This window comes from Halobacillus kuroshimensis DSM 18393 (assembly GCF_000425705.1).
GTDB lineage: Bacteria > Bacillota > Bacilli > Bacillales > Halobacillaceae > Halobacillus > Halobacillus kuroshimensis.
In genome coordinates this window covers 482603-504704 of the sequence record NZ_AUDY01000008.1, presented here as the reverse complement: position 1 = coordinate 504704, position 22102 = coordinate 482603, and the positions used below count along the sequence as shown (strand labels likewise).

The 22102-nt window shown below is 47.4% G+C and carries 26 protein-coding genes; 7 read left to right on the top strand and 19 right to left on the bottom strand.

Annotated features, from left to right (window positions below):
• Nucleotides 1-7: 7 nt before the first annotated feature.
• The 3 genes from H615_RS21970 to H615_RS0104465 are packed head-to-tail and all read right to left on the bottom strand — an operon-like array spanning nucleotide 8 to nucleotide 666.
• Nucleotides 8-151 carry a YvrJ family protein gene (locus H615_RS21970; RefSeq protein WP_084162987.1) on the bottom strand — a complete coding sequence of 48 codons (144 nt, stop codon included), beginning with the start codon at nucleotides 149-151 and terminating at the stop codon, nucleotides 8-10.
• A 59-nt stretch (nucleotides 152-210) separates the two neighbouring features.
• Nucleotides 211-423, bottom strand: coding sequence for a DUF2922 domain-containing protein (locus H615_RS0104470; protein WP_027954013.1), 213 nt, complete (start codon nucleotides 421-423; stop codon nucleotides 211-213).
• Nucleotides 424-441: 18 nt separating this feature from the next.
• Nucleotides 442-666, bottom strand: a complete 225-nt coding sequence (locus H615_RS0104465) for a DUF1659 domain-containing protein (protein WP_027954012.1) — start codon at nucleotides 664-666, stop codon at nucleotides 442-444.
• Between the two features lie 187 nt (nucleotides 667-853).
• Between H615_RS0104465 and H615_RS0104460 the strand changes: the two genes are divergently transcribed.
• The 7 genes from H615_RS0104460 to H615_RS0104430 all read left to right on the top strand — a co-directional run bounded on the left by H615_RS0104460 (nucleotide 854) and on the right by H615_RS0104430 (nucleotide 6658).
• A complete protein-coding gene (locus tag H615_RS0104460; protein WP_027954011.1) occupies nucleotides 854-1186 on the top strand; it encodes an S-Ena type endospore appendage in 333 nt (110 codons plus the stop codon).
• A gap of 23 nt (nucleotides 1187-1209) precedes the next feature.
• Nucleotides 1210-1530 (top strand): S-Ena type endospore appendage, encoded by a 321-nt coding sequence (locus tag H615_RS0104455; protein WP_027954010.1) that lies wholly within the window; start codon nucleotides 1210-1212, stop codon nucleotides 1528-1530.
• Nucleotides 1531-1967: 437 nt separating this feature from the next.
• Nucleotides 1968-2471, top strand: coding sequence for a DoxX family protein (locus H615_RS0104450; protein WP_027954009.1), 504 nt, complete (start codon nucleotides 1968-1970; stop codon nucleotides 2469-2471).
• Between the two features lie 179 nt (nucleotides 2472-2650).
• Nucleotides 2651-3421, top strand: coding sequence for a carotenoid biosynthesis protein (locus tag H615_RS0104445; protein WP_027954008.1), 771 nt, complete (start codon nucleotides 2651-2653; stop codon nucleotides 3419-3421).
• A complete protein-coding gene (locus tag H615_RS0104440) occupies nucleotides 3402-4064 on the top strand; it encodes a lysophospholipid acyltransferase family protein (RefSeq protein ID WP_027954007.1) in 663 nt (220 codons plus the stop codon). The genes H615_RS0104445 and H615_RS0104440 overlap by 20 nt, the downstream gene beginning before the upstream one ends.
• Nucleotides 4065-4085: 21 nt before the next feature.
• Nucleotides 4086-5195, top strand: a complete 1110-nt coding sequence (locus H615_RS0104435; RefSeq protein ID WP_027954006.1) for a glycosyltransferase family 2 protein — start codon at nucleotides 4086-4088, stop codon at nucleotides 5193-5195.
• Complete coding sequence (locus H615_RS0104430) at nucleotides 5192-6658, top strand: phytoene desaturase family protein (RefSeq protein ID WP_027954005.1); 1467 nt, start codon at nucleotides 5192-5194, stop codon at nucleotides 6656-6658. The genes H615_RS0104435 and H615_RS0104430 overlap by 4 nt, the downstream gene beginning before the upstream one ends.
• A 59-nt stretch (nucleotides 6659-6717) precedes the next feature.
• Here H615_RS0104430 and H615_RS20885 read toward each other — a convergent pair whose 3' ends face one another.
• The 16 genes from H615_RS20885 to H615_RS0104345 all read right to left on the bottom strand — a co-directional run bounded on the left by H615_RS20885 (nucleotide 6718) and on the right by H615_RS0104345 (nucleotide 22005).
• Nucleotides 6718-6918 carry a hypothetical protein gene (locus H615_RS20885; RefSeq protein WP_035531264.1) on the bottom strand — a complete coding sequence of 67 codons (201 nt, stop codon included), beginning with the start codon at nucleotides 6916-6918 and terminating at the stop codon, nucleotides 6718-6720.
• 67 nt (nucleotides 6919-6985) lie between these two features.
• On the bottom strand, nucleotides 6986-7999 hold the full coding sequence (locus H615_RS0104420) for an ABC transporter ATP-binding protein (RefSeq protein ID WP_027954004.1): 1014 nt from the start codon (nucleotides 7997-7999) through the stop codon (nucleotides 6986-6988).
• On the bottom strand, nucleotides 7996-8943 hold the full coding sequence (locus H615_RS0104415) for a C40 family peptidase (RefSeq protein ID WP_027954003.1): 948 nt from the start codon (nucleotides 8941-8943) through the stop codon (nucleotides 7996-7998). Before H615_RS0104415 ends, H615_RS0104420 begins: the two co-directional genes overlap by 4 nt.
• A gap of 13 nt (nucleotides 8944-8956) precedes the next feature.
• Nucleotides 8957-10054, bottom strand: a complete 1098-nt coding sequence (locus tag H615_RS0104410) for a dipeptide epimerase (protein WP_027954002.1) — start codon at nucleotides 10052-10054, stop codon at nucleotides 8957-8959.
• 17 nt (nucleotides 10055-10071) lie between these two features.
• A complete protein-coding gene (locus H615_RS0104405; protein ID WP_027954001.1) occupies nucleotides 10072-10992 on the bottom strand; it encodes a S66 peptidase family protein in 921 nt (306 codons plus the stop codon).
• Between the two features lie 55 nt (nucleotides 10993-11047).
• On the bottom strand, nucleotides 11048-12673 hold the full coding sequence (locus tag H615_RS0104400; RefSeq protein ID WP_027954000.1) for a peptide ABC transporter substrate-binding protein: 1626 nt from the start codon (nucleotides 12671-12673) through the stop codon (nucleotides 11048-11050).
• 20 nt (nucleotides 12674-12693) lie between these two features.
• Nucleotides 12694-13695, bottom strand: a complete 1002-nt coding sequence (locus tag H615_RS0104395; RefSeq protein ID WP_027953999.1) for an ABC transporter ATP-binding protein — start codon at nucleotides 13693-13695, stop codon at nucleotides 12694-12696.
• 5 nt (nucleotides 13696-13700) lie between these two features.
• Nucleotides 13701-14657: an ABC transporter permease gene (locus tag H615_RS0104390; protein ID WP_027953998.1), complete on the bottom strand. Its 957-nt coding sequence runs from the start codon at nucleotides 14655-14657 to the stop codon at nucleotides 13701-13703.
• Nucleotide 14658: 1 nt separating this feature from the next.
• The gene (locus H615_RS0104385) at nucleotides 14659-15594 is read right to left on the bottom strand and encodes an ABC transporter permease (protein ID WP_027953997.1); all 936 of its coding nucleotides are present in this window, start codon (nucleotides 15592-15594) and stop codon (nucleotides 14659-14661) included.
• Between the two features lie 15 nt (nucleotides 15595-15609).
• The gene (locus H615_RS0104380; protein ID WP_027953996.1) at nucleotides 15610-16434 is read right to left on the bottom strand and encodes a M55 family metallopeptidase; all 825 of its coding nucleotides are present in this window, start codon (nucleotides 16432-16434) and stop codon (nucleotides 15610-15612) included.
• 200 nt (nucleotides 16435-16634) lie between these two features.
• A complete protein-coding gene (locus H615_RS0104375; protein WP_027953995.1) occupies nucleotides 16635-17075 on the bottom strand; it encodes a nucleoside deaminase in 441 nt (146 codons plus the stop codon).
• Nucleotides 17076-17415: 340 nt separating this feature from the next.
• A complete protein-coding gene (locus tag H615_RS0104365) occupies nucleotides 17416-17628 on the bottom strand; it encodes a hypothetical protein (RefSeq protein WP_156896441.1) in 213 nt (70 codons plus the stop codon).
• 108 nt (nucleotides 17629-17736) lie between these two features.
• Entirely contained in the window at nucleotides 17737-18141 is a 405-nt protein-coding gene (locus H615_RS0104360; RefSeq protein WP_027953993.1) for a hypothetical protein, read from the bottom strand.
• Nucleotides 18142-18209: 68 nt separating this feature from the next.
• Entirely contained in the window at nucleotides 18210-19046 is an 837-nt protein-coding gene (locus tag H615_RS0104355) for a phytoene/squalene synthase family protein (protein WP_027953992.1), read from the bottom strand.
• 2 nt (nucleotides 19047-19048) lie between these two features.
• Nucleotides 19049-20524, bottom strand: coding sequence for a phytoene desaturase family protein (locus H615_RS0104350; RefSeq protein ID WP_027953991.1), 1476 nt, complete (start codon nucleotides 20522-20524; stop codon nucleotides 19049-19051).
• Complete coding sequence (locus tag H615_RS0104345) at nucleotides 20521-22005, bottom strand: phytoene desaturase family protein (RefSeq protein ID WP_027953990.1); 1485 nt, start codon at nucleotides 22003-22005, stop codon at nucleotides 20521-20523. Before H615_RS0104345 ends, H615_RS0104350 begins: the two co-directional genes overlap by 4 nt.
• Nucleotides 22006-22102: the final 97 nt, after the last annotated feature.

Genomic DNA, 22102 nt, shown 5'->3' with positions numbered 1-22102 from the left:
ATGTTTTTTATTTTTGATTGATCAGCTTTTCCGGCCACTGATGCATCGTTTCAATGAGCTGGTCAAGCTTTCCTTCAATCCGGTGAAGCAGGTAAAATGTCACCGCAACAGGAAAGCCGACGTCCGCTATAATGGATATCCAAGTGTCCAAGATCGGCACCCTCCTTTGATAAAAAAAACCGCCCGCATTCCGTGGGCGGCTTTCCTCATTTACAGCGTAATATCAAAGACGTTGCGTTCCACAATACGGGCTTCTTTTTTTGAAACAAGACTTCCGCCTGTCGATGTGAAGCAGTCCTGAACAAGAATTTCATCCATCGCAGCGTTCACGACTGCCGGATCCACCGGTTCTACAGGATCATCCAGACTGATCGTCACTGTTCTGCTTTCTTCATTTAAAAATTTGAGCTCCAGCTTTTTCATCATTTGACCTCCCTGTCATTATTCTTCAGTAAGAATCGAGCGGTTATCACGAGCGACTTCTTCCATAATGTGCTGTTGAAGCGGGGCAAGGGCAGCTGCCGTTTGGTAAAGCTGTTCATCTGTTGCTTCGACTTTTATGTTGTTAAATGATTTTGTCTTGTAAACCATGTTTCCATCTTCATCCTGTCCAACCGCTAATACAAGCTGCAGACGGGAATCCATGCGTGTGTTGGTTACGGCCATGTCTTTCACCTCCTCTCACTTCTATAATCGAAGCGAAAGACGGATAGGTGTCTGTCTATTTTTACCACCGGCCCAAATTACGGAATGATAAGGCTACATAGACGGATACACAAGCTGTTTCTACGAAAAGACATAGATTATTACTATAGTGTAGAAGCGAAATTTGAGACTGCAAGGAGGAATGAATATGTGTGGTGTCTACTCGGATTCCGTGTCCGCGTGCTGCCCCCAGGCACAGATCGTCCAGGAGGAAATCTGTGGGAACATTAACGGTGTTCTAACAGCAGACATACTTTGGTCAGCTCCAGCGGGGAGTTATATTTCGGGAACCTTTCAGGTGTTTAATTCAGCATCAAGTACAGGAAACATTGTCGTAGCAGGAGACGTTGTCTTCGCAGGAGTAACTCCTGGAAACACACAGTCTGAGAGTGTCGATAACCCAACTACATTCACGGTAACAGCACTTGCTGGTGTAAACGGGACTTACTGTATTACGTTGTATAAGCGTATTTTAGCCTAATAAAACAAAGGAGAATATTAAATATGTGTCAATCCCATTCGGCCTGCTGTCCGCAGGCGCAGATCATTCAGGAAAAAATTTGTGGGAATTTCAATGGAGTTTTAGCTGATCCAGTATGGACTGCTCCTGCAGGCAGCTATATTTCTGGTACTTTCCAAATCTTTAACTCAGCTTCCAGTGCAGGTCCCGTAACAGGAGCTATCACACCAACCGGTGCCCTCTCAGCATTACCAGGCAACACAGATTCTGTTAGCGTAAACAATCCAACTGCATTTGCCATTACATCTGTTGTGGGCGACAGCGGTACCTACTGCATCACGCTTTACAAGCGTGTCCTTGCTTAATTAAATCAGGTCTACAAACGAGTGTCTTAAAAGGAAAGCCCGGAAACCTGTATTACAGGTTTCCGGGCTTTCCTTTTTTACGTATTAACCGTGATCAAAAATGGTGAGGCCGATCAACCCCAGCATAACGACGATGCTCACAACATTCATGACAATTTCCATGATCTTCCCACTCCTCTCTCTACTCCCATTCTAACAAAAAACGCTTTCATCCGCTTCGTTTATTTTAGGCGTTCCTCTCTTCTTTATACGGGACTGTTTTCCGATAACCTTCTTTTACACCCACCGTTCACAACTTATTCTAAAGTTTATGGCCATCTTGTGAAATAATGAGCAATATACCATTCATGCACTTGATTCATCGTATAATTGAATTGTAAGAAAGATGCCGGCAATCATGTGAAATACTGAACAAAACATATGAAGGAGTGAGCAATATGTTGAATAATTTCTTGAGAACCAATAAAATAGCGGCTGCTGTATTAGCGGTCATCCGGGTTTATATCGGTGTGACGTGGCTGAAAGCGGGTATTGGTAAGCTGACCGGCGGTTTTGAAGTTCAGGGATTTCTCCAGGGAGCCATCAGTCAGGCGGCAGGCGAGCACCCGGCCGTACAAGGATGGTGGGCGGCTTTCCTTGAGGGGTTCGCGCTTCCGAATCATACATTATTCGCACAGCTCGTCATGTGGGGAGAAATTCTTGCGGGTATCGCTCTTATCCTTGGATTATTTACAACAGCTGCAGCCTTTGGAGGCATCCTGATGAATTTTGCTTTCTTATTCAGTGGTACAGTCAGCACGAATCCACAGATGGTCATCCTGACGGTCTTTATCCTTGCTGCTGGTATCAACGCCGGGCGGTACGGCCTGGATCACTGGATCGTTCCATTCATGCAGAAACGCCTGCCTCACATACGAAAAGGGCAGCTGGCTCATACGTAACAGAATAGACAAACACAAAGAGCAGGCACATGCCTGCTCTTTGTGTTTGAAAAGAAGCCCTGTATTCCGGAAGATTGAATGCAAAATATTGTTTATTTTCTATATGGATGAGGTATCATGAAAGGAGGTCTCGACCCTGTTATATATTTGATATTCTTCGTAGAAATTGAGGTGCGTTCATGTCCACTTATATCTTCCGCTTTTTCATTTTCTGGTACATATGCGGCGTATTCCTGGTCACCTTTGACTGGCTGCCCCCCTGGCTCGAATGGGCCAACAGTGTGTTCCTAATTGCTGCCGGTATTGTCGCCGGACTGTATTTTATACATATGTATGGGAAAAGAACAGGCATCCTCTACAGCCTGTTCATTATTGCTGCCAGTATTTATGTCGAGCATTTAGGGGTGGCCTACAACTTCCTGTTCGGAACCTATGACTACACGCAGGACTTTGGGATAAAGATCGCCGACACCCCTGTCACCATTGGGTTTGCCTGGCTCTTGATCATCGGGTGCTCCCACGAAATCGCACGTGTCATTTCCAGCGGCCTCCCATCCTTCACCCGCTTCCTTACGTTTCTTTTAACGGGAGCGTTGTGCGCCGTAACAATCGATCTTATTCTCGACCCAGTATCCTATAAAGTAAAAGAATACTGGATCTGGCAGGAACCCGGCCTCTATTATGACATTCCTTTCAGCAATTTCACCGGCTGGTTTGTCACCGCTGCCTTCTTCCACCTCGTATTCCTGATTTGGAATCCGGATAACCTGGTGAATGAAGGAACGTGGCCGAAACGAATGGCTTTGGTGTTCGGGCTGATGGTGTTCTTATTTATCTGTATGGCATTTACCGGGGGACTGTATTTAGCAATTACGCTTGTCGCTCTATTAACAGCGGGCTGGTATGCTCTTTATTTTTGGAGGAAAAAACATGTTCAAGCCGTCTCATAAACGTCCGGTCATCGAATGGGGATTCACTCGTTTCAACCGGATGTTCCTGAACATACATTTTAACCGGATTTTGCTGAATGCTCCAGAATCGGTTCCAAAAGAGAACACCATGTTTCTCATCAATCATTCCGCCTGGTGGGATCCTTTATTCATTTTTTATTTGAATGATCAGGTCATCCATTCCGACGGGTACGGCATGATGCATGAGGATGGGCTGCAGAAATTCCCCTTTTTCAGGAGCATTGGTGCCTTCTCGATCAACAGCAGCAACCGGAAGCATCTTATGGAATCCCTTTCCTATAGTGCCGATCTGTTATCTAAAGGAAAAACGGTATGGATTTTCCCCCAGGGGGCGGAACAGCCTTTGGAAAAACGTCCTCTTGAGTTTTTTTCCGGCATCAGTTATATCGTTCAAAAAGCCCCACACGTCAACGTGGTGCCTGTTTCCATCTATTATGCCCTGGAGCATGAACGAAAACCGAATGCTTACATAACAATCGGAGAGCCTCTTCCACAGGAGGGGTACTCCGAGCTCAATCGGAAGTCTATGACACATTACTTTGAAACAGCCGCCACGAAGCAGCTGGATGAACTCCGGACACGAGTCGTCCAGGAAAACCATCAGCTGTTCCGCCCCATTTAAACAGAAAGGAGGCTGCCGTCATTGCTATGGTTTTTTATCTTTGTCCTTCTTTTAGTCGTCATGAACGTATGGACAATGGTTAACAGTTTATTCCTATATCCCTTGCAGGCAGGTAAACACGAAGAGGCGGATCAAAAAGTTTCCCTGCTCGTCCCGCTCCGCAATGAAGTGGATAACGTGGAAGGATTGATACGCTCGCTATCATCACTCACGTATCCGAATCTTGAAATGCTTCTTCTCGATGATCATTCTGAGGATGGCACCTATGAAAAGCTGCTCTCTCTTACTGCGGAGGATGCCCGTTTTACCGTTGTGCAGGGGAAGGAGCTGCCGGATGGATGGAACGGTAAAGTACACGCCTGTCACCAGCTTTCAAAAAAGGCAGGAGGCGATTACCTGTTTTTCCTGGATGCTGATGCACGAGTCGTTCCTACAGTGATTGAAAAGACACTGGGAACAATGAAAAAAAGAAAAGCAGCGATGCTCAGTGGATTCCCTTTTTATCCGAATCATCATTTCCTCAGCCATATGCTTGTCCCTCTCCAGCATATGGTCGTGCTGCTTCACCTTCCACTTTTCATGGCCAACCGCACGACAAAGCCGATGTTTACAGCAGCCTGCGGCATCTTTATTATGATTGAACGATCGGCTTATCAGGCCGTCGGAGGCCATGAATCGGTAAAGGAATCGCTTGTAGAAGATGTTCATCTCGCTCGTGAAATGAAAAAGAACGGTTACCGCATGATCCTTGCCAATATTACATCATCGGCTCTTTCGTATATGTATGAATCCAATCAGGAAACGTGGGCAGGCTTTAAAAAAAACCTATACACCGGCATCGGGCGTTCAACTTGGATGGTCGTCTTTCTCACCCTTTTGTATGCCACTCTTTTTGTACTCCCCGGAGGTCTTGCCATTTTCGGTATGATATCAGGAGCTCTTTACCTGCTGCTTCCCTATGTATTGCTGATTACGTTCAAAATGTATGTGGATGCACGGACAGGACACCCCTTGTGGCTGTCGTTTCTCATGCCTGTAGCAGGAATGCTGCTGATTGCGATGATGTGGGCATCCATGCTTGTACATAAACGAGGACGTACCTATCAATGGAAAGGCAGGTCGTATCAATGAAAGCAGTTATTATCGGGGGTGGACTCGGTGGTCTTTCCGCTGCGGTCCACCTGGCCAGTGAAGGCGTAGATGTGAAATTGTTTGAAAAGAACAGCCATTTTGGAGGCAAAATGATGGCCGTAGACGAAGAGGGCTATCACTTCGACTTTGGCCCCAATACTATGACAATGCCGGAAGTCTTCACAAGAGTTCTGTCGAAAGCTGGACTCTCCCCTCATCTTCTCGACTTTGAAAAGATTGACACTCATACGAGAAATGTCTTTCCGAATGGCACAACCTTTGATTTTTCCACCAATCAGGATGTTATGAAAAAACAGCTGAAGCAGCTTGATCCTAACGGGTACCAGGCTTATGAACCGTTTCTGAAGGAGATCGAGCGGCTCTACCATATGTCCCGGAAGCATTTCCTGCACAGAACATTCAACGGATGGAAGGATTATCTGTCTCCTGCCCTTATGAAAAGCATGATAAATGTACGTCCGCTCCAATCGATGGATCATTTTTTCAGGCAGTACTTTACCAATCCTGATATTATTCAGGCCTTGAACCGGTACTCAACGTATATCGGATCCAATCCTTATCAGGCTCCAGCCACATTCAGTATGATTGCCCACCTTGAATGGAATGATGGAGTGTATTATGTGAAAGGCGGAAATACGAAAATTGCGGAAGCCTTCGTTCAAGCAGCAGAAGCAGCCGGTGTCCATCTATACAGCGGCACCCCTGTATCAAAAATCCATACGTATCAAGGAAGTGCAGTAGGTGTCGAAACAGAGGATGGCGATTTCTTTGAAGCAGATCATGTCATCGTAAACGGAGATCTGCTCCAGGCAGTCCCGGAACTCATCAATCAGAAAGAAAGGAAAAAAATGAGTGACGAAAAGCTCGCTTCCTATGATCCTTCCATTTCCGCTTTTGTGATCATGGCAGGACTGGATACCTATCTTCCTCAGCTTCACCACCATCATCTGCTCTTTTCAGGTGATTACAAAAAAGAGTTCCGGCAGCTATCCCTTGGAGGTTATGCCGACGATCCGACGATTTATATCTGTACTTCAGCAAAATCAGATCCCGATGTTTCTCCTAAAGGGGATAATTGCTTTATTCTCGTCAATGCCCCAGCCGTTGGCGGGCATCCGCAAAATAAGGACCATTATAAAGAGCTGATCTATGACAAGCTGAAAAAGGCCGGCATCCCCATCAGTGATCATCTCGTGTATGAGAAGGTCATCGGCCCGGAGGAAATTGAAGCGGCATTCGGAGCCTATCGTGGTTCCCTGTACGGCCCTTCCTCCAACAGCAGAAGTCAGGCATTTATGAGGCCGTTCAACAAATCCCAGGACTTGAAAGGCTTATGGTTCTGTGGTGGCAGCACCCATCCCGGTGGTGGTTCCCCGATGGTCGTTCTCAGTGGAGAAAACGTAGCTAATCAAATCATCGGAAAAATTGTCCATATCGAGTGAATGTCACACCTGCAAAAAGAGGCTGCCGGAAATCCGGCAGCCTCTTTTATTATGTAAGTTTATGCCTGTTTTCTTTTTGGCAGACAAGACAGGAAATAGGATACGGTGGCCATCACGACAAGGATCAACAGATGGGATGGACCACTTCCTGCTCCGCCTGTCTCAGGATCATATTGGATCGTCAAAATCATACCAGAGAGATATTGATAGGAAAAATAGAGTACGATAAAACTACTTATAAAAATCAGATATTTTTTCACCAGGCTGCCTCCTTCTTCTGTCCATACGAAACAAGCAGCCAATCGTTTCAAAAAAATAAGAAATGCATCAGGAAAGGGATATAGATCGGCTCCGTAAATCCTTCCCTGACCTATCGTCTTCGTTATACAAGTGACAGGCTACATGGTGTCCACCTTCAACCTCCTGCCATTTTGGTACTTCCTTTGCGCAACGGTCCATTGCTGCCGGGCACCTTGTCCGGAACACACACCCGCTCGGAGGATCAATCGGACTGGGAATTTCCCCTTCAATAATCATTTGTTCGCGCTCATCTTCCAAATCCGGGTCAGGAATTGGAATCGCAGACAACAGCGCTTTTGTATAAGGATGGAGGGGTTTTTTATAAAGCTGGTCACTGGTTGTCAGCTCGACGAGGTGACCTAAATACATCACCCCGATGCGGTCGGATATATGCTGCACCATAGACAAGTCGTGGGCAATAAACAAATAAGTGAGCCCCTTCTCCTCCTGCAGCCTCTCCAACAGGTTGACCACCTGAGCCTGAACAGAAACGTCGAGCGCAGAAATAGGTTCGTCAGCAATAATGACGGATGGATCAAGAGCAAGAGCGCGGGCAATCCCGATCCGCTGCCGCTGCCCGCCGCTGAATTCGTGTGGATATCGATTGGCATGATCACGATTGAGCCCGACTTCTTCAAGCAGTTCATACACCCGTTCCATCCGCTCCCGCTTTGTTCGGAAGAGCTTGTGAATTTCCATGGGTTCCGCAATAATTTCCGCTACTGTGGATCTTGGGTTTAAAGAAGCATAAGGATCCTGAAAGATCATCTGCATCTCTCTTTTCAAGTGGAACTGCTCCTGTTCACTACGGTTATGAACACTTTTCCCTTTATATAGAACCTCTCCAGCTGTGGCGGAATACAGATTCATCATCGTACGGCCTGTGGTCGATTTGCCGCACCCGGACTCCCCGACAAGGCCGAACGTTTCCCCTTCATATACATCAAAGCTAATGCCGTCCACAGCTTTCAACGATTTGTTTCTGCCGATGTCAAAGTGCTTTTTCAATTGTTTGACTTCCAATACTTTTTCCATCGTCATCCTGCCTCCTCCGCTTCCTCCCAGTATCTTCGTACCGCACACAGTTCTTTTTCATAAATTGTATCCTTCAGCTCAATGATTTCAATGCTCTTCCCTATATTCGGAGAGTGAAGCATTTTTCCGTCTCCATAATAGAACCCGACATGGTGGACACGTCCCTGACCTTGGTCATAGGCAAAAAACAGCAGATCGCCAGGCTGCTTTTGATCGATCGGTACTTCCACTCCTTTGGTCACTTGGTCAGTGGCGTCACGCGGAATGATGTAGCCATGAGCTTTGTGCAGCGCATAAGCGAAACCTGAGCAGTCAAACCCATATGCACTCATCCCTCCCCAGAAATAAGGCAGATCAAGGAAGGTTTCTGCTGATTCTATAATGGCAGCTCCACTGCCTTTCGGGACCGCTTCACCAGAAGGGTAAACCGTGACTGCCTCTGCAGATACATAGCCTTTCCCATGAGGGGTGCGGGCCTTGATCAGCACGCCCTCCTCTTGAATGACGGGAAGAGAAGTCAGGTAACTGAGTTCCAGGAACGGCTGGCGTTTTTCATCCAGAAGCATCGCCTGCTTATCATGGACAACAAGCATGCCATTTCCCTTCCATTTGGAATCCGCCAGAGCACTAAGCTGCCTTTCAGGGATGTAGCCAGGATACCCCCGGGCATCTTTTTTCGAAGCCTGATGTGGAATAATAATGCGTGCCCACCCGTCCTTCATGTCTTCGACGATCACTTCTTCGCCGTATAAAAGCTGGGATTGAACGAGATTGTCATCGCAGAGCGCCAGTTTCTGTTTATGATCGAGCTTGTTCAGCCATTCGGGCATCGAACTGACAGATGATAGGCCTGCTTCATCACAGTCCCTCGGGGAGTCTGGTGCCGTCCAGACGGTCGCTACTGGGACGGCCACCACCCAGACTGTTTCAATTGCTGGTGTCTTTGCCATGGTCTTCCTCCTTTTATGAAATCCAGGTATTCTTCATAGAGAGCCGGGAAATGCCGAGACCCGGCGTTTTTGGCAGAGTCATAACCGACTGATTGTAATGCACGCCTCCTTCAACGGGGTCTGCTGTAAGCATGAGTGGAGCATCGAAATCTACTTTCGTTACGTTCTTCTGACTGGCAGCAAAATGGGCAGCTGCGGTAATGCCGAGTTTCGTTTCAATCATACTCCCCACCATGCAAGGGACGCCGAAGCTTTCAGCAGCCGCATTAATTTTCAGGGCCTTATGGATGCCTCCGCTTTTCATTAATTTAATATTGATCATATCTGCGCTTCCTGTTTTTAAGATGCGTATGGCATCTTCAGGAGAAAACACACTCTCATCAGCCATAATCACCGTACTTACAGCATCCGTCACTATCTTAAGTCCATCAATGTCTCCCGCTTTAACCGGCTGCTCCACCAGTTCGATCGGAAGCTTCCTGTTTTCCATCTCACGGATGGCGTAAACAGCTTCTTTAGCCGTCCACGCTTGATTAGCATCGAGACGTATGGCAGCGTCTTTCCCTATCCTTTGATGAATAGCTTGTATGCGTTCAATATCATGGTGGATACTGTCTTTACCGACTTTCACTTTCAGGACGCGGAATCCTTGCTGGACATAGGCGTCAGCGTCCTCCGCCATTTCCTCTGGAGTATTAACACTTACGGTATAATCCGTTTCCAATTGGTCCGTCCATCCTCCAAGAAATTGATAGAGAGGAAGTCCGGCAGCTTGAGAAAGCCCATCATATAATGCCATATCGACGGCTGCTTTGGCACTGGTATTTCCTACACAGCTCCTATGGAGAGACTCAAACACGGCTTCTCTCTGCAATATGTCGGAGCCTATTAGCACCGGCGTCAATATCTCCTTGATCGTGTTCTCAATACCTCCGAGCGATTCCCCTGTGATGACATGGGTGGGCGGGGCTTCCCCGCAGCCTGTCAGGCCGTTATCAAATTCAATTCTCACATAGATGGATTCGGCGACGGTCACCGTACGAAGAGCGGTTATAAATGGTTTGTGTAATGGAACGGCCGCCCTCATTGTTTCCACGGACTGGATTTTCATCGCTTTCCCTCCTTTCGTTATTGAACACCTGCGGCAATTCTCAAATATTTCGCGCTGCTGCACAGCTCCGCCTCCACCCCGAGAGGCACAGCATAGTGAGGCAGGCAGTGACCGATTCTAAATCCTGAGAGGACCGGTTTTTGAAGATCAGCAAAGTAATGACGAAACACTTCCTGAAGTTCAATCGTCTCTTTTTTCTTTTTAGGTTCGGTCTCACTGAAATCACCTACGACGATTCCGGAGGCCTCGTCGAGTTTACCTGCAAGCTTTAATTGACTTAAGAAAGAATCAATCCGGTATGGTTCCTCACCGACATCCTCAATCAACAAAAGCCGGTTCTTTGTATCGATTTCATAAGGAGATCCGATGGAGTTGACAAGGAGGGAAAGATTTCCACCCACAAGTCTGCCTGAAGCTGTCCCTCTAGAGATCACTTGTAACGGTGATGTCTCATTGGTATACGTAAATGTCTCCGGATGAAACAGCTGGGTAAACCGCTGTTTTGAACGATCATCAAAGTCAGGCTTCCCAACATCCGAGCTCAACATCGGTCCGTGAAATGTGACAAGATCTGCCTGACGCTGGATGGCGGTATGTAAAAAAGTAATATCGCTGTAGCCCCAGAATACTTTGGGGTTTCTGCGGATCATGTTGTAATCAATGGAAGCCGCCAGACGACTGGTCCCATACCCTCCTCCGGCACAGAAAATCCCTTTAATGGCTGGATCTCTGAACATCTGATGCAGGTCGTTCACACGTTCACGGTCTGTGCCCGCCAGATAACCGTATGTCCGTTTAACGTTTGGTCCGATCATGACGTTCAACCCCAGCGAATGCAGGAATGGCAGCGCATTGGATAAATTCGTTAGATCCGGAGGGCTGGCTGGAGCAATCACCCCGACCGTATCTCCTTTTTGTAATCGTTTTGGTTTCTGCATAGACTCCTCCATAGAGAAGAGGCAAGCCCGGCTCAGCCGGGTGCCCCTTTAGTTGTTACTCCTTATCTGCCCATTTCAATTCAAGATAGCCGACAGGGTGACGGATGACATCCGATACGCCTTCTTTTTCGAGCAGAACGAAGTTGTAGAAATGGATCGGGAAGATCGGCATCTCTTCAAATAAAATCTTCTCTGCTTCATACATATGCTCCCACCGCTTCGTTTCATCGGTTTCATTTTTCGCTTTTTCAATGAATTGATCATACTCGTCATTGGACCAGCCCGTCCGGTTCATGGATGAATCGGTGACGAAACTTTCCAGGAAGTTAATTGGGTCGGCATAGTCGGCAATAAAGGAGCTCCGTGACAGCTGATGCTTCAAGTCTTTTTGATTCTGGAGAAATACGTTCCACTCTGCATTTTCAAGGGTGACGTCAACATCCAGGTGTTCCTTGAACATCTGCTGGATTGTTTCTGCAACCTTCTTATGTGACTCACTTGTATTATAGGAAAGAGTGATTGGAGGCAGTTCTTCATAGCCTTCTTCCTTCATCCCTTCCTCCAGCAGCTTTTCCGCCTCTTCAGCGTTGAACTCTACAAGGTTTCCATTCTGTTCACGGAAATCTTCACCGGAGGGGCCTTCAAATCCGTAGGAAACGAATCCGTAAGCAGGTTCTTCTTTGTTTTTCGTTACATAATCGACGATGTCCTGCTGATTGACAGCCATCGCAAGCGCCTGTCTGATTTTCTTGTTCTGGAACGGCTCTTCGTTTACATTAAAACGATAAAAGTAGGTGCCCGCCTGATCCTGAACCTTCAGCTGATCACTTTCCATCAGCTCTTCAGACATATCGGCCGGGATGTTCGTCGTATCCAGTTCCCCACTTTCATACATCTGATATTCTGTGTTGGTATCATTGACCATGGCCCAGTGAACTTCATCAAGCTTGACTGTATCCTTGTCCCAGTAATTTTCATTTTTCTTGAAGGTCATTTCACTGTCATGCTTCCACTCATCCAACGTAAACGGTCCGTTTCCTACAAAGCTGTCCGCTTCCGCATACCATTCGGCATTTTCTTCCGCCACACTTTCATTAATCGGGAAGAACGCCGGGTTGGAGATAATATTCAGGAAGTAACCGGTTGGTGAGGAGAGGGTCACTTTCAGTTCCTTGTCGCTTACGGCCTCCACCATCACATCTTCTTTTGATCCATCTCCATTGTTAAACGCTTCTCCACCTTCAATGAAATAGCCGAGAAACGCAGCCGGTGAGGCCGTTTCAGGATCTAAAAGACGTTTCCAGGCAAATTCGAAATCTCCTGCTGTTAAATCGTCGCCATTGGACCATTTGGCATCCTCACGAATCATAAATGTGTAGACGGTCCCATCGTCAGAAATCTCCCACTTCTCTGCCGCAGCAGGCTCGGGCTGGTGATCCTTCCCGAGCCGGGTCATTCCTTCCATCAGATTGTTCAAAGCGTTCCACGAAACGGAATCAAATCCCATCGGAGGGTCAAAGGACGTCGGCTCTTCCCCATTATTGAGCAGTAATGTTTTGGTGTCTCCTGATTCTGCCTGGTCACCTTCAGCATTGTCCTCTTCACTGGAACTGTTGGCTGTACAGGCCGCCAGCACAGTAATAATTGCAATCCCCCATAAAACATGCAGCCACTTTTTCATCGTACTACCCCTCTCCTTGATTATGATTGAATGGTTGCTGAGTATTTCTCCGCCCGCTCATCTTGAAGCCAGCAGTCCACCTCATGGGTTTCGCTGCGGACCGTTGAATATGGATAAATCCTGCTGCAAACTTCCATAGCAGCCGGACAACGGGCGGTAAATGGACAGCCTTCCGGTGGTGAAAACAAATCCGGAGGCGTACCGTCAATCGGAATCAGCTTTTCTCCTTTTTGATCCAGACGGGGAACGGAATGCAGAAGCCCTTTTGTATAGGGATGCTGTGGCTCATAAAAAATCTCCCGCCTTGTACCTGTTTCGACGACTTTACCTGCATACATGACCGCGATTCGGTCCGCCACTTTCGCAACCACACCCAAATCGTGTGTGATCAGGATGATCGAGACGCCGGTTTCCTTTTGAATTTTGTTAAACAGCTGGAGAATCTGCGCCTGAATCGTTACATCAAGGGCTGTTGTCGGTTCATCGGCTATCAAAAGCTCCGGTTCACAGATAAGAGCCATGGCGATAACAATCCGCTGCCGCATTCCGCCGGAAAACTGGTACGGATACTGCTTCATCCGTTCATCAGGATTTGGAATGCCGACGAGGTTCAACATGTCCACAGCCTGGGCATCCGCTTCTTTTTTCGTCACACGCCGGTGCTGTCTGAGCCCTTCTGTAAGCTGATCACCGACGGTCAACGTCGGGTTCAAGGCTGTCATTGGATCCTGAAAGATCATCGATATGTCGACACCGCGGATACCTCTCATTTTTTTGTCGGAACATTTCGTCATGTCCTGTCCCTTAAAAAGAATGCTTCCCTCTTTGATCTGTCCCGGAGGTGTCGGGATTAAGCGCATAATGCTTGAGGCTGTGACACTTTTTCCACAGCCGGATTCTCCGACAATTGCAAGCGTCTCCCCTTCATACAAGTCGAGATTGACTCCTCGTACCGCCTGCACTTCTCCTCCGAACGTCTTAAAGGAAATGTGCAAATTATGAATCTCAAGAATTTTGTTCAACATCCTCACCTCCTTAAACGTGGATCGAGCGCATCCTGCAGCCCGTCCCCAAGCACATTAAATGCAAACATCGTCGCTGAAATAAAGAAGGCCGGGAAAAATAACCGCCACCAGTCTCCCGACAAAATGACACCGAGAGCATCGTTGGCCATGACTCCCCAGCTGGCGTAGGGAGACTGGATGCCGAGGCCGAGAAAACTTAAAAAGGCTTCTGCGAAAATCGCTGTCGGAACGGTCAGCGTCATTTGTACAATGATGGGGCCCATCGTATTAGGCAGCAGATTTTTCCGGATGATCCGTTTCGTTTTAGCACCAAAGGACTGGGAAGCCATTACAAATTCGTTGTGCTTCAACTGCAGCACCTGCCCACGGACAATCCTTGCCATCCCCACCCATCCGGTTACTGTAAGAGCAATAATGATGGTCAAAAGGCTCGGACCCATAACGACTAACAGAAGAATGACAACGAGCAGGTAAGGAAGGCCGTACAAAATTTCAATGATCCGCATCAACACGTTGTCCGTACGGCCGCCTTTATAACCGGAGATCCCTCCATAAACGACTCCGATAAAAAAATCAATCAGGGCGGCCATCAAACCGACAAACAAAGAAATTCTCGCTCCATACCACGTTCTCGTGAACACATCACGGCCGAGTTCATCCGTCCCGAACCAGTGATTGAGAGATGGGGGCTGATTTTGATCAGCCAGGGAAGCTTCTGACACGGTATACGGAGAAATCCATGGGCCGATCACCGCCATGACGGCAAGCAGAATGAGAAAAACAAACCCTGCCATTGCCAATTTGTTCTGTCTGAGCCTGCGCCAGGCATCTTCCCAGTACGAAAGGGAAGGACGGACAACAGACTCAGCCTCATCGATGTTTTTCTCTTTTGGCCGGAACCACTCATCCGGAATCGATGAATGGGAATCATCCCGTTGCTTTTCTTTTAAAGCAGACATATCAACTGCTCCCTCCTTCCTTATGAAGTTTGATACGCGGGTCTAAAAAGCCATAGGCAATATCAACAAGGAACAGCATGAATACGAGAAAAGCGCTGTAAAATACGGTCGTTCCCATAATGACCGGATAGTCCCTCTGGTTGATCCCTTCTACGAAATATTTGCCCATGCCCGGAATAGCAAAGATCTTTTCGATAACAAAAGTGCCTGTTAAAATTCCTGCAAGGAGGGTCCCCATAATGGTCACGACCGGCATTAACGCATTTTTCAATGCATGTTTTACAACGACCTTGTAGGGAGAAAGCCCTTTGGCACGGGCTGTTTTTATGTAGTCCTGGGTCAGGGTTTCCAACATGCTCGATCGAGTCAGCCTGGCGATAATCGCCATCGGCCCTGTTGCAAGAGCGAGTACAGGGAGAACCATATGAGCAGGAGAACTCCAGGTCGCTGCCGGCAGCCATTCCAGCTGTACAGCCAGCTGCTGGATCAGCATGGTAGCCAGAACAAAGTTTGGAATGGAGATGCCGAGAACAGCGATGGTCATTGCCATGTAATCAATGAGATGGTTATGTTTTAAAGCTGCAAACACTCCGAGAGCCACCCCGGATACCAGCGCGATCAGAACCGTCCAGATTCCGAGTTCAGCCGAGATAGGAAAACCCCGGCCAAGCAGTGAATTCACTGTTTCGGTCGGCTGCTTGATCGAAGGACCAAAATCAAGAGTGATGATGGATTTTAAATAGAGAATGTACTGAACAGCGAGCGGCTCATTTAGATGGTAATGCTCCTCCAAATTCTGCTGTACCGCTGCATTAGTGGTCCTTTCCTCGTTAAACGGTGATCCTGGAATCAGGTTCATGAGAAAGAATGTTAACGTAGCGATAATGAAAACGGTAACAATCATGTAAACCAAACGTTTCAATATGTATGTAACCACGCGTTTTTCCTCCCCTCAGCTTGATGTCGCCTGCATCGCAAGTTCTGTCATGACGAGCATCGCCTGGTAGGCTTCCAATAGGTGGGCTGCCTTGAAACGGACCGTTGTTGAATCTGATTCAAGCTTGGTTCCCGGCATCAAATGGGCCCATTCTGCCTGTCCATAGTTCATGAATTCAATTTTCAATTCAGGGGTGTCCGGTGATGGGAGCGGCTTAATTTCCGCCCGTTTGTCTATGGCCAGAGCAGTCCGATCCCGGAGCAGCTCACCGGCTTTTTTCGGTGTGAGGCTTTTCACAGCTGTACGGGAGATGGTTTCTTTCACAGGTGCGGTCACGATGTTCGGAACCAGGTCTTCCGCTTCAGCTGCTGCACAATCATCACCAGCCACCATCAAGACGGGCACGCCGTAGTAGCCGGCCATCAAAGCATTAAGGCCCAGTTCCCCTACGGGATTGTCGTTAATGAAAAAGTTCCGCACACCAAACGTCATGGAATGGGAAAGCACCCCTTTTTGAGCAGCTCTTGCGTGATAGCCGATAAATATCGCGCCATCGAAGCCCGCATCAAGTCCCTGAACCATGGAATAAGGTTTCACGCTTCCTGTAATAAGCGACACATCCGGATGGATTTCATCAATGAGCAGGTTATTCATTTTCGAATGACTGTCGTTGACGAGAATCTCTGTGGCCCCCTTTCGAAACGCTTCTTCAATCACATGATTCGTTTCCTGTGTCATGATTTTCCTGGCGCGTTCATAATTGTGTTTGGACGAATCGACAAAGGTGTGATCGGGAACCCCTGTAATTCCCTCCATGTCGACAGAAAGATACAGCTTCATACAGTTCTTTCCTCCTCAGTCATTATGTGTTAATATTTCTAATTTTCTCATAACTTTACCAATAAAAAGGGAAAATTTCAAGATGGAAAACGAACTATGAAATAATATTTCAAACCGCAGAATACGTCGAATCCATGGCAAAACAGCCGGTGTTCGACAAAAAGGGATGAAAAAAAAACCGCCGGATTTTCCGACGGTTTTTAATCAAAAAGCTCTATTCCTTCTCGATTCAACACGTTCCCTTTCACCGATGGATGATGGGGGCTCTTTTTGAAAACGTCTTGACAGGGCACCATGATTCCCCCGCCTGTCTTCTCAGCCATCTGCTTATTTGAAGCGCTGTATACCACCCGGCGGACGCCGGCAAACACGATGGCACCAGCGCACATGGCGCACGGCTCACAGCTTGAGTACAAGGTATACTCACTCAAGTCTGTCACCCCTGTTTCGCGGCAGAACCGCCGGATTAAGGCAAGCTCGGCATGATGGGTGGGATCAGTGTTTGTATGCACCTGGTTTCCTTCCTCCATAATAACAGTACCCTCTTTCGCTAGAAGGGCACCAAACGGCGCATTTCCTTGTTTTTTAGAACGGACGGCTATTATAAGCGCCCGCTGAATCAACTCTTCATCTTTTGTCATTTTCCAATTCCTCCTGTCTAGTCCTTTTATCCCTTCAGGTGTTCCCTTTCATGCCCTTCACCACCCATTAAAAAAAAGAGACGTATGGTTTTCGTCTCTTTTCTAAAGTAATCGGATGTGTGTAATTTTAGTTTCAGGAAACTTTCTTAAATGGCTTTCCCGGGCTTGTTCCCGGTGAGCAGCAAATACGGGAACACGTTTGACTACACCAGACTTTGCCTGATAGTAGATCAAATACTTCTCCTGCATCAGGACGCTCCTTTCTATAAACAACAGATCATAGTTACAAGTATCTGCTATATTATAGAAAACTATACCTGCGGACGCCCCGGCGGATGAATCATCCGCTTTCCCTTTTTGTCCAATCGACCGCAGAACGGATGCCGCCTGACACCCCTGCGCCGGTAAGAAAGATCATCCCATAGGAGGCCAACAGAAGCGGTCCCGGAATACCGGCAGAAGCAACGGCCCCGCATGCTAAGCCGATTATGATAGCAGAGATCCATAAAACAAGAAGATTCTTCAATATCTTATGTAAGCATAGTCCTGACACGAATAAGCCTCCTGCTATCCATAACACAACCATCATATAGATCCCCCTTTTCTATGTCAATCCAGTCTTGTCCTATAAAAAAAGCAGCGGTCATTCCTTTTCCCGCTGCTAATCACGACAGCCTTCTACTGTATTACCAGTTCCAGAATTTCCCCACAGCTCATGAAAGGCCCAGTACGGACGTCCATCTTCATAGTAAAAAAGCACAGAGTTTGACTCTGTCACCAGACCTTTTCCTTCATACCGCCAGTCCATCAGCCATGCTGTTTTCAGCCTTCGGATAGCTTCAGCGTCAGTAAGGCGGGTGTGTACGGCAACAATTCTTAAAGGCGGTGCAACGGATATCCCTTTAATTTCCTTGACCGGTTCCCACAACTGTTCCATCAGACGGACTTTCTCCAACCACCGCAGACCGCGGCTTTTCTTTTTGTGCCCATCCTGTTTTTTCTGCATCCAGAAACTGATTCCCCAGCAAATGAGAAGCAGGGCACTGACTATCGATAATATTCTCACTCGGATTCCCCTCTATCAGCTTATGCGGGCATACGAAGATCCTTTCCTACATAAAAAAAGAAGCAGCATCACTGCATTTCTGCAATGATCTGCTTCTTCTGCTTGTCCGAAACGTAATTCCGGCGGCCGAACACTTGGTAATCATTTTTTCGAACGGTGGGAAGGATCGCACGATACATCTTCGCCGCTCCCCCGACAGGAGCTCTGGAATAAACCGGATAATCCGGGATGGTTTTCAAAGCCCTCTCATAATAGGTTTCTGCATCATGAGCCAGGTCCTCCCACATTTGTATGAAAGCGTCATTCACCCTTCCATTCTCCAGGTCCAGAGAGGTATAGCCATAGGATTCCATGACTTGTGTTGGTAAGTATACGCGGTCAATTTCCACATCTTCTCCTATATCCCGCAGGATGTTGGTCAACTGCATCGCATAACCGAGTTCAACAGCCCCCTGCCTTAAAGAAGCTGTACGCCCGGGAGCAATAACAGGCAGAAGCATCAGACCAACCGTACTCGCTACATGATAGCAGTAATCAAGAAGATCTTCCTTCGTCTCAATTAAGGTCGGATACAGGTCCATCCGTTGGCCCTTGATCATATCGTAGTATGGGTCGGGATCTATAGAGAAACGTCGGAAAACGTCGTCCAGAGCGAGCCAGCACGGATCATTCAGCTCAAGCTTTCCCTCAAGGAATTGGTCAAATTCAAAGGCGAACGCCTCCAGCTCCGCTTTCGGGTTCGTCCCTTCATCAACAATATCATCTACACGCCGGCAGAAAGCATAAATGGCCCAGACAGCCTTTTTCTGCTGCCTGGGCAGCATAGCGAATGCTTTGGAAAATGTCTTGGAATGTTCTTCAATAATCCTTCGACAATGATGGTATGCTTGATTCAAATCCGTCATCATTAAACACCTCGCTTGTAATTATGCCTTTTTTTGGACCCATATTGCAAATAATCTGCCAATAATTTTGCTCCCTGCATGACAATAGGGACACCACCGCCGGGGTGGACAGACGCTCCGACGGCATATACATTCCTGACCGGATAAGGCTGAAGTTGTGGTCGGAATACGCCGGATTGGAACAGGGTAGGGGCAATCCCGAAACTGCCGCCTTCAAACAAACCGTCTCTTGCCGCTTCCTCCGGAGAACGGACACGCATCCATTCGATATGGTTTCGAAGTTCAGGGAAACCACGAGCCTCCATTTCATCCAGCACGTGCTCGATCAATGCTTCTTTTCCGTTCCAGTCCACGTCCTTTCCAGCCGGTACTGGAATCAGCGTATACAATACCCCTTTTCCTTCCGGAGCCAGGGAGCCGTCGATAATGGAAGGGTGGAACGTATAAAAGGATGGTTCGTCAGGCAGCACTTTATCCATAAATACCTGTTTCATATGATGGTCGAAATCGGACGTCATAAAAAACTGGTGCATCGTGTTGTTTTCATAAATCCGGTCAAGACCCATATAGAGGAGGAGACATCCGGATGAAGCCGTATATTTTCTATTCAGACGCTTCTTCTCCGGCATCAGTTTATCCATTAATGGAAAATCACCATTCAGGATATATTCATCAAAAGAACGTGTTTCTCCATTGACGGTAATGGAAGAAGCTTCTCCTCCCTCCACCTCCACATGGCTCACTTCTGCATTCGTGTGTATCGAAACACCGCGGCGTTCCAATTCCTTCTGAATGATTTCCACAAGGTGGGCGTACCCTCCTTTGACATACCAGATCCCATGTTCATGCTCACTGTAGGAAACGAGCGAATACATTGCAGGAGACTGCTCGGGATGACCGCCGATGTACAGCGTCTGGAGTGTGTAGGCTTCTACAAGACGTTCATCGTCGAAATACGTCCGCATCATCTTCTTTACATTTTGATAAGCTTTCAGCTTCATCAGCGTTTTGATGTTCTTCCGTGAAAAGAACGTCCGTTTCTCAACAAAAGACTTTTCAAGAAACTGTGCTTTTCCCTGGAGGAACCTTGTTTTCATGTCCTGCAGGAACCGGTCGAAATGCTGTTCATTGCCTGGAAATTTCGCTTCCAGTTCTTCCTTCTGAAGAGCTGGATCTCTATGTTTCGTATAGGTGGACCCATCTTTAAAGTGAATATGATATAACGGATCACACGGTTCCATAGGAATTTCCTCTCTCGGAATTCCCGCCTCCTCCATAATAGTGAGCAGCATTTCGGGCAGAAGGACGATGGTTGGGCCCTGGTCAATCTTGAAACTGCCATGGCGCTCATAAGTTAAACGGCCGCCTAGAAAATCGTTTTTCTCAAAAATCGACACGTGCCGCTCTTCCTGTTTGGACAAGTATAAAGCGGTCACAAGTCCGCCTATTCCTCCTCCGACAATGGCTGTACGTCTCATACCGGCTCCACCTCTTTCTCTGTAATCCATCCGGTGGTGATTCGTGCCGATTCCAAAATCGTAGGAAGACCGCTTCCCGGGTGCGTTCCTCCTCCCACAAGCCAGCAGTGATCCAGCTCCTGGAATCGGTTGTGAGGGCGGAAGTACATCATCTGCGACAGTTGGTGACCAAGGCTGAACGTAGCTCCCTGATGAACAAAATGGTCTGTTTCCCATTGTTTCGGTGTCAGAACTTTTTCCACGACGATATGATCCCGAATATCTGAGAAACCGGTTTTCGCTTCTATTTCGTCAAAGACCAACTGTTTAAAGGTATCTTCCTTATCCTCCCAGTCGATTTCAGAATAATTGTTCGGTACTGGGGCCAGAATGTAAACAGCCGAATGACCTTCAGGAGCCAGTGTATCATCCGTGACACTGGCGTTATGAATATAGATGGACGGTTCATCGGATAAAACGAGGTCTTTGGTCATTTCCTCCACATTCTTCTTGTAATCTTCGGCGAACAGAATCGTGTGATGGGGCATTTCATACTTTTTGTCCAGTCCGACATAGATCATAAAAGTGGAACAGGAGAATTTTTTGTTCTCAAGCTTCTTCTTCGAATGCTTGCGGAGGACGCCGTCATCAACGAGTTTCGTCATTGCTTCGGCAAAATCGGCGTTGATGATGTATTCGTCCGCCTTAACAATTTCTCCGGAATCCAGTTCCAGGCTCGAAATGGAGTTATGGTCTGTATGGATGCGTTTTACTCCACTGTTCAAATGGATTTTCCCACCGTGTTCTTCTGTAACTGCGGCCATCGCTTTCGACAGCTGGTTCACGCCTCCAATGGGATGATAAACGCCCCATTCGTGTTCCATGTACGATAGAATGGAAAAAGCTCCAGGGCATTCCCACGGAGACATGCCGAGATATTTCGCCTGGAATGTGAAAGCTATTTTCAACTTTTCATCCGTAAAGTAGTCGGAGAGGACATCGTACACCGATTTTCCCAGTGACAACTTCGGCAGGGCTTTCAGCGCCCGTTTGGAAACATAGTCCGTCAGACGGTTATGCTTCGTCTGCAGCAGCGGCATCAGCGCCTGCATCTTCTCCCCTGTCTCCTCCATAAACCGCTCATACCCGTGTTCATTTCCAGGGAAATGTTTCTGGATGACCTCGATCATCTTCTTCCGATCGCGATACATCGGGATGCGTTTCCCATCAAACTGCAGTTCATACATTGGTGCCAGTTCTTTTAAATCGAGATAATCATGGACGTTCCTCCCTGACATATCAAAGATCTCCTCCATGATCTGCGGCATACTTAAAAATGTCGGTCCTATATCAAACGTATATTCTCCTAAAGAAAAATGACCGTTTCTTCCTCCTACAAACGGCTGTTTTTCATAAACGTTTACGTCGTACCCTTTTGCGGCTAAGATCATAGCCGATGCAAGCCCTCCGGGCCCTGCACCAATCACAGCGATCTTTTTCATTACGTTCACCTTCTCTTATGTGACATCTGTTGTGCAATCATTATACAAAATATGTACAAAGCCGGCTATTCATTGCACTTCTTCAATGTGCCGGCCT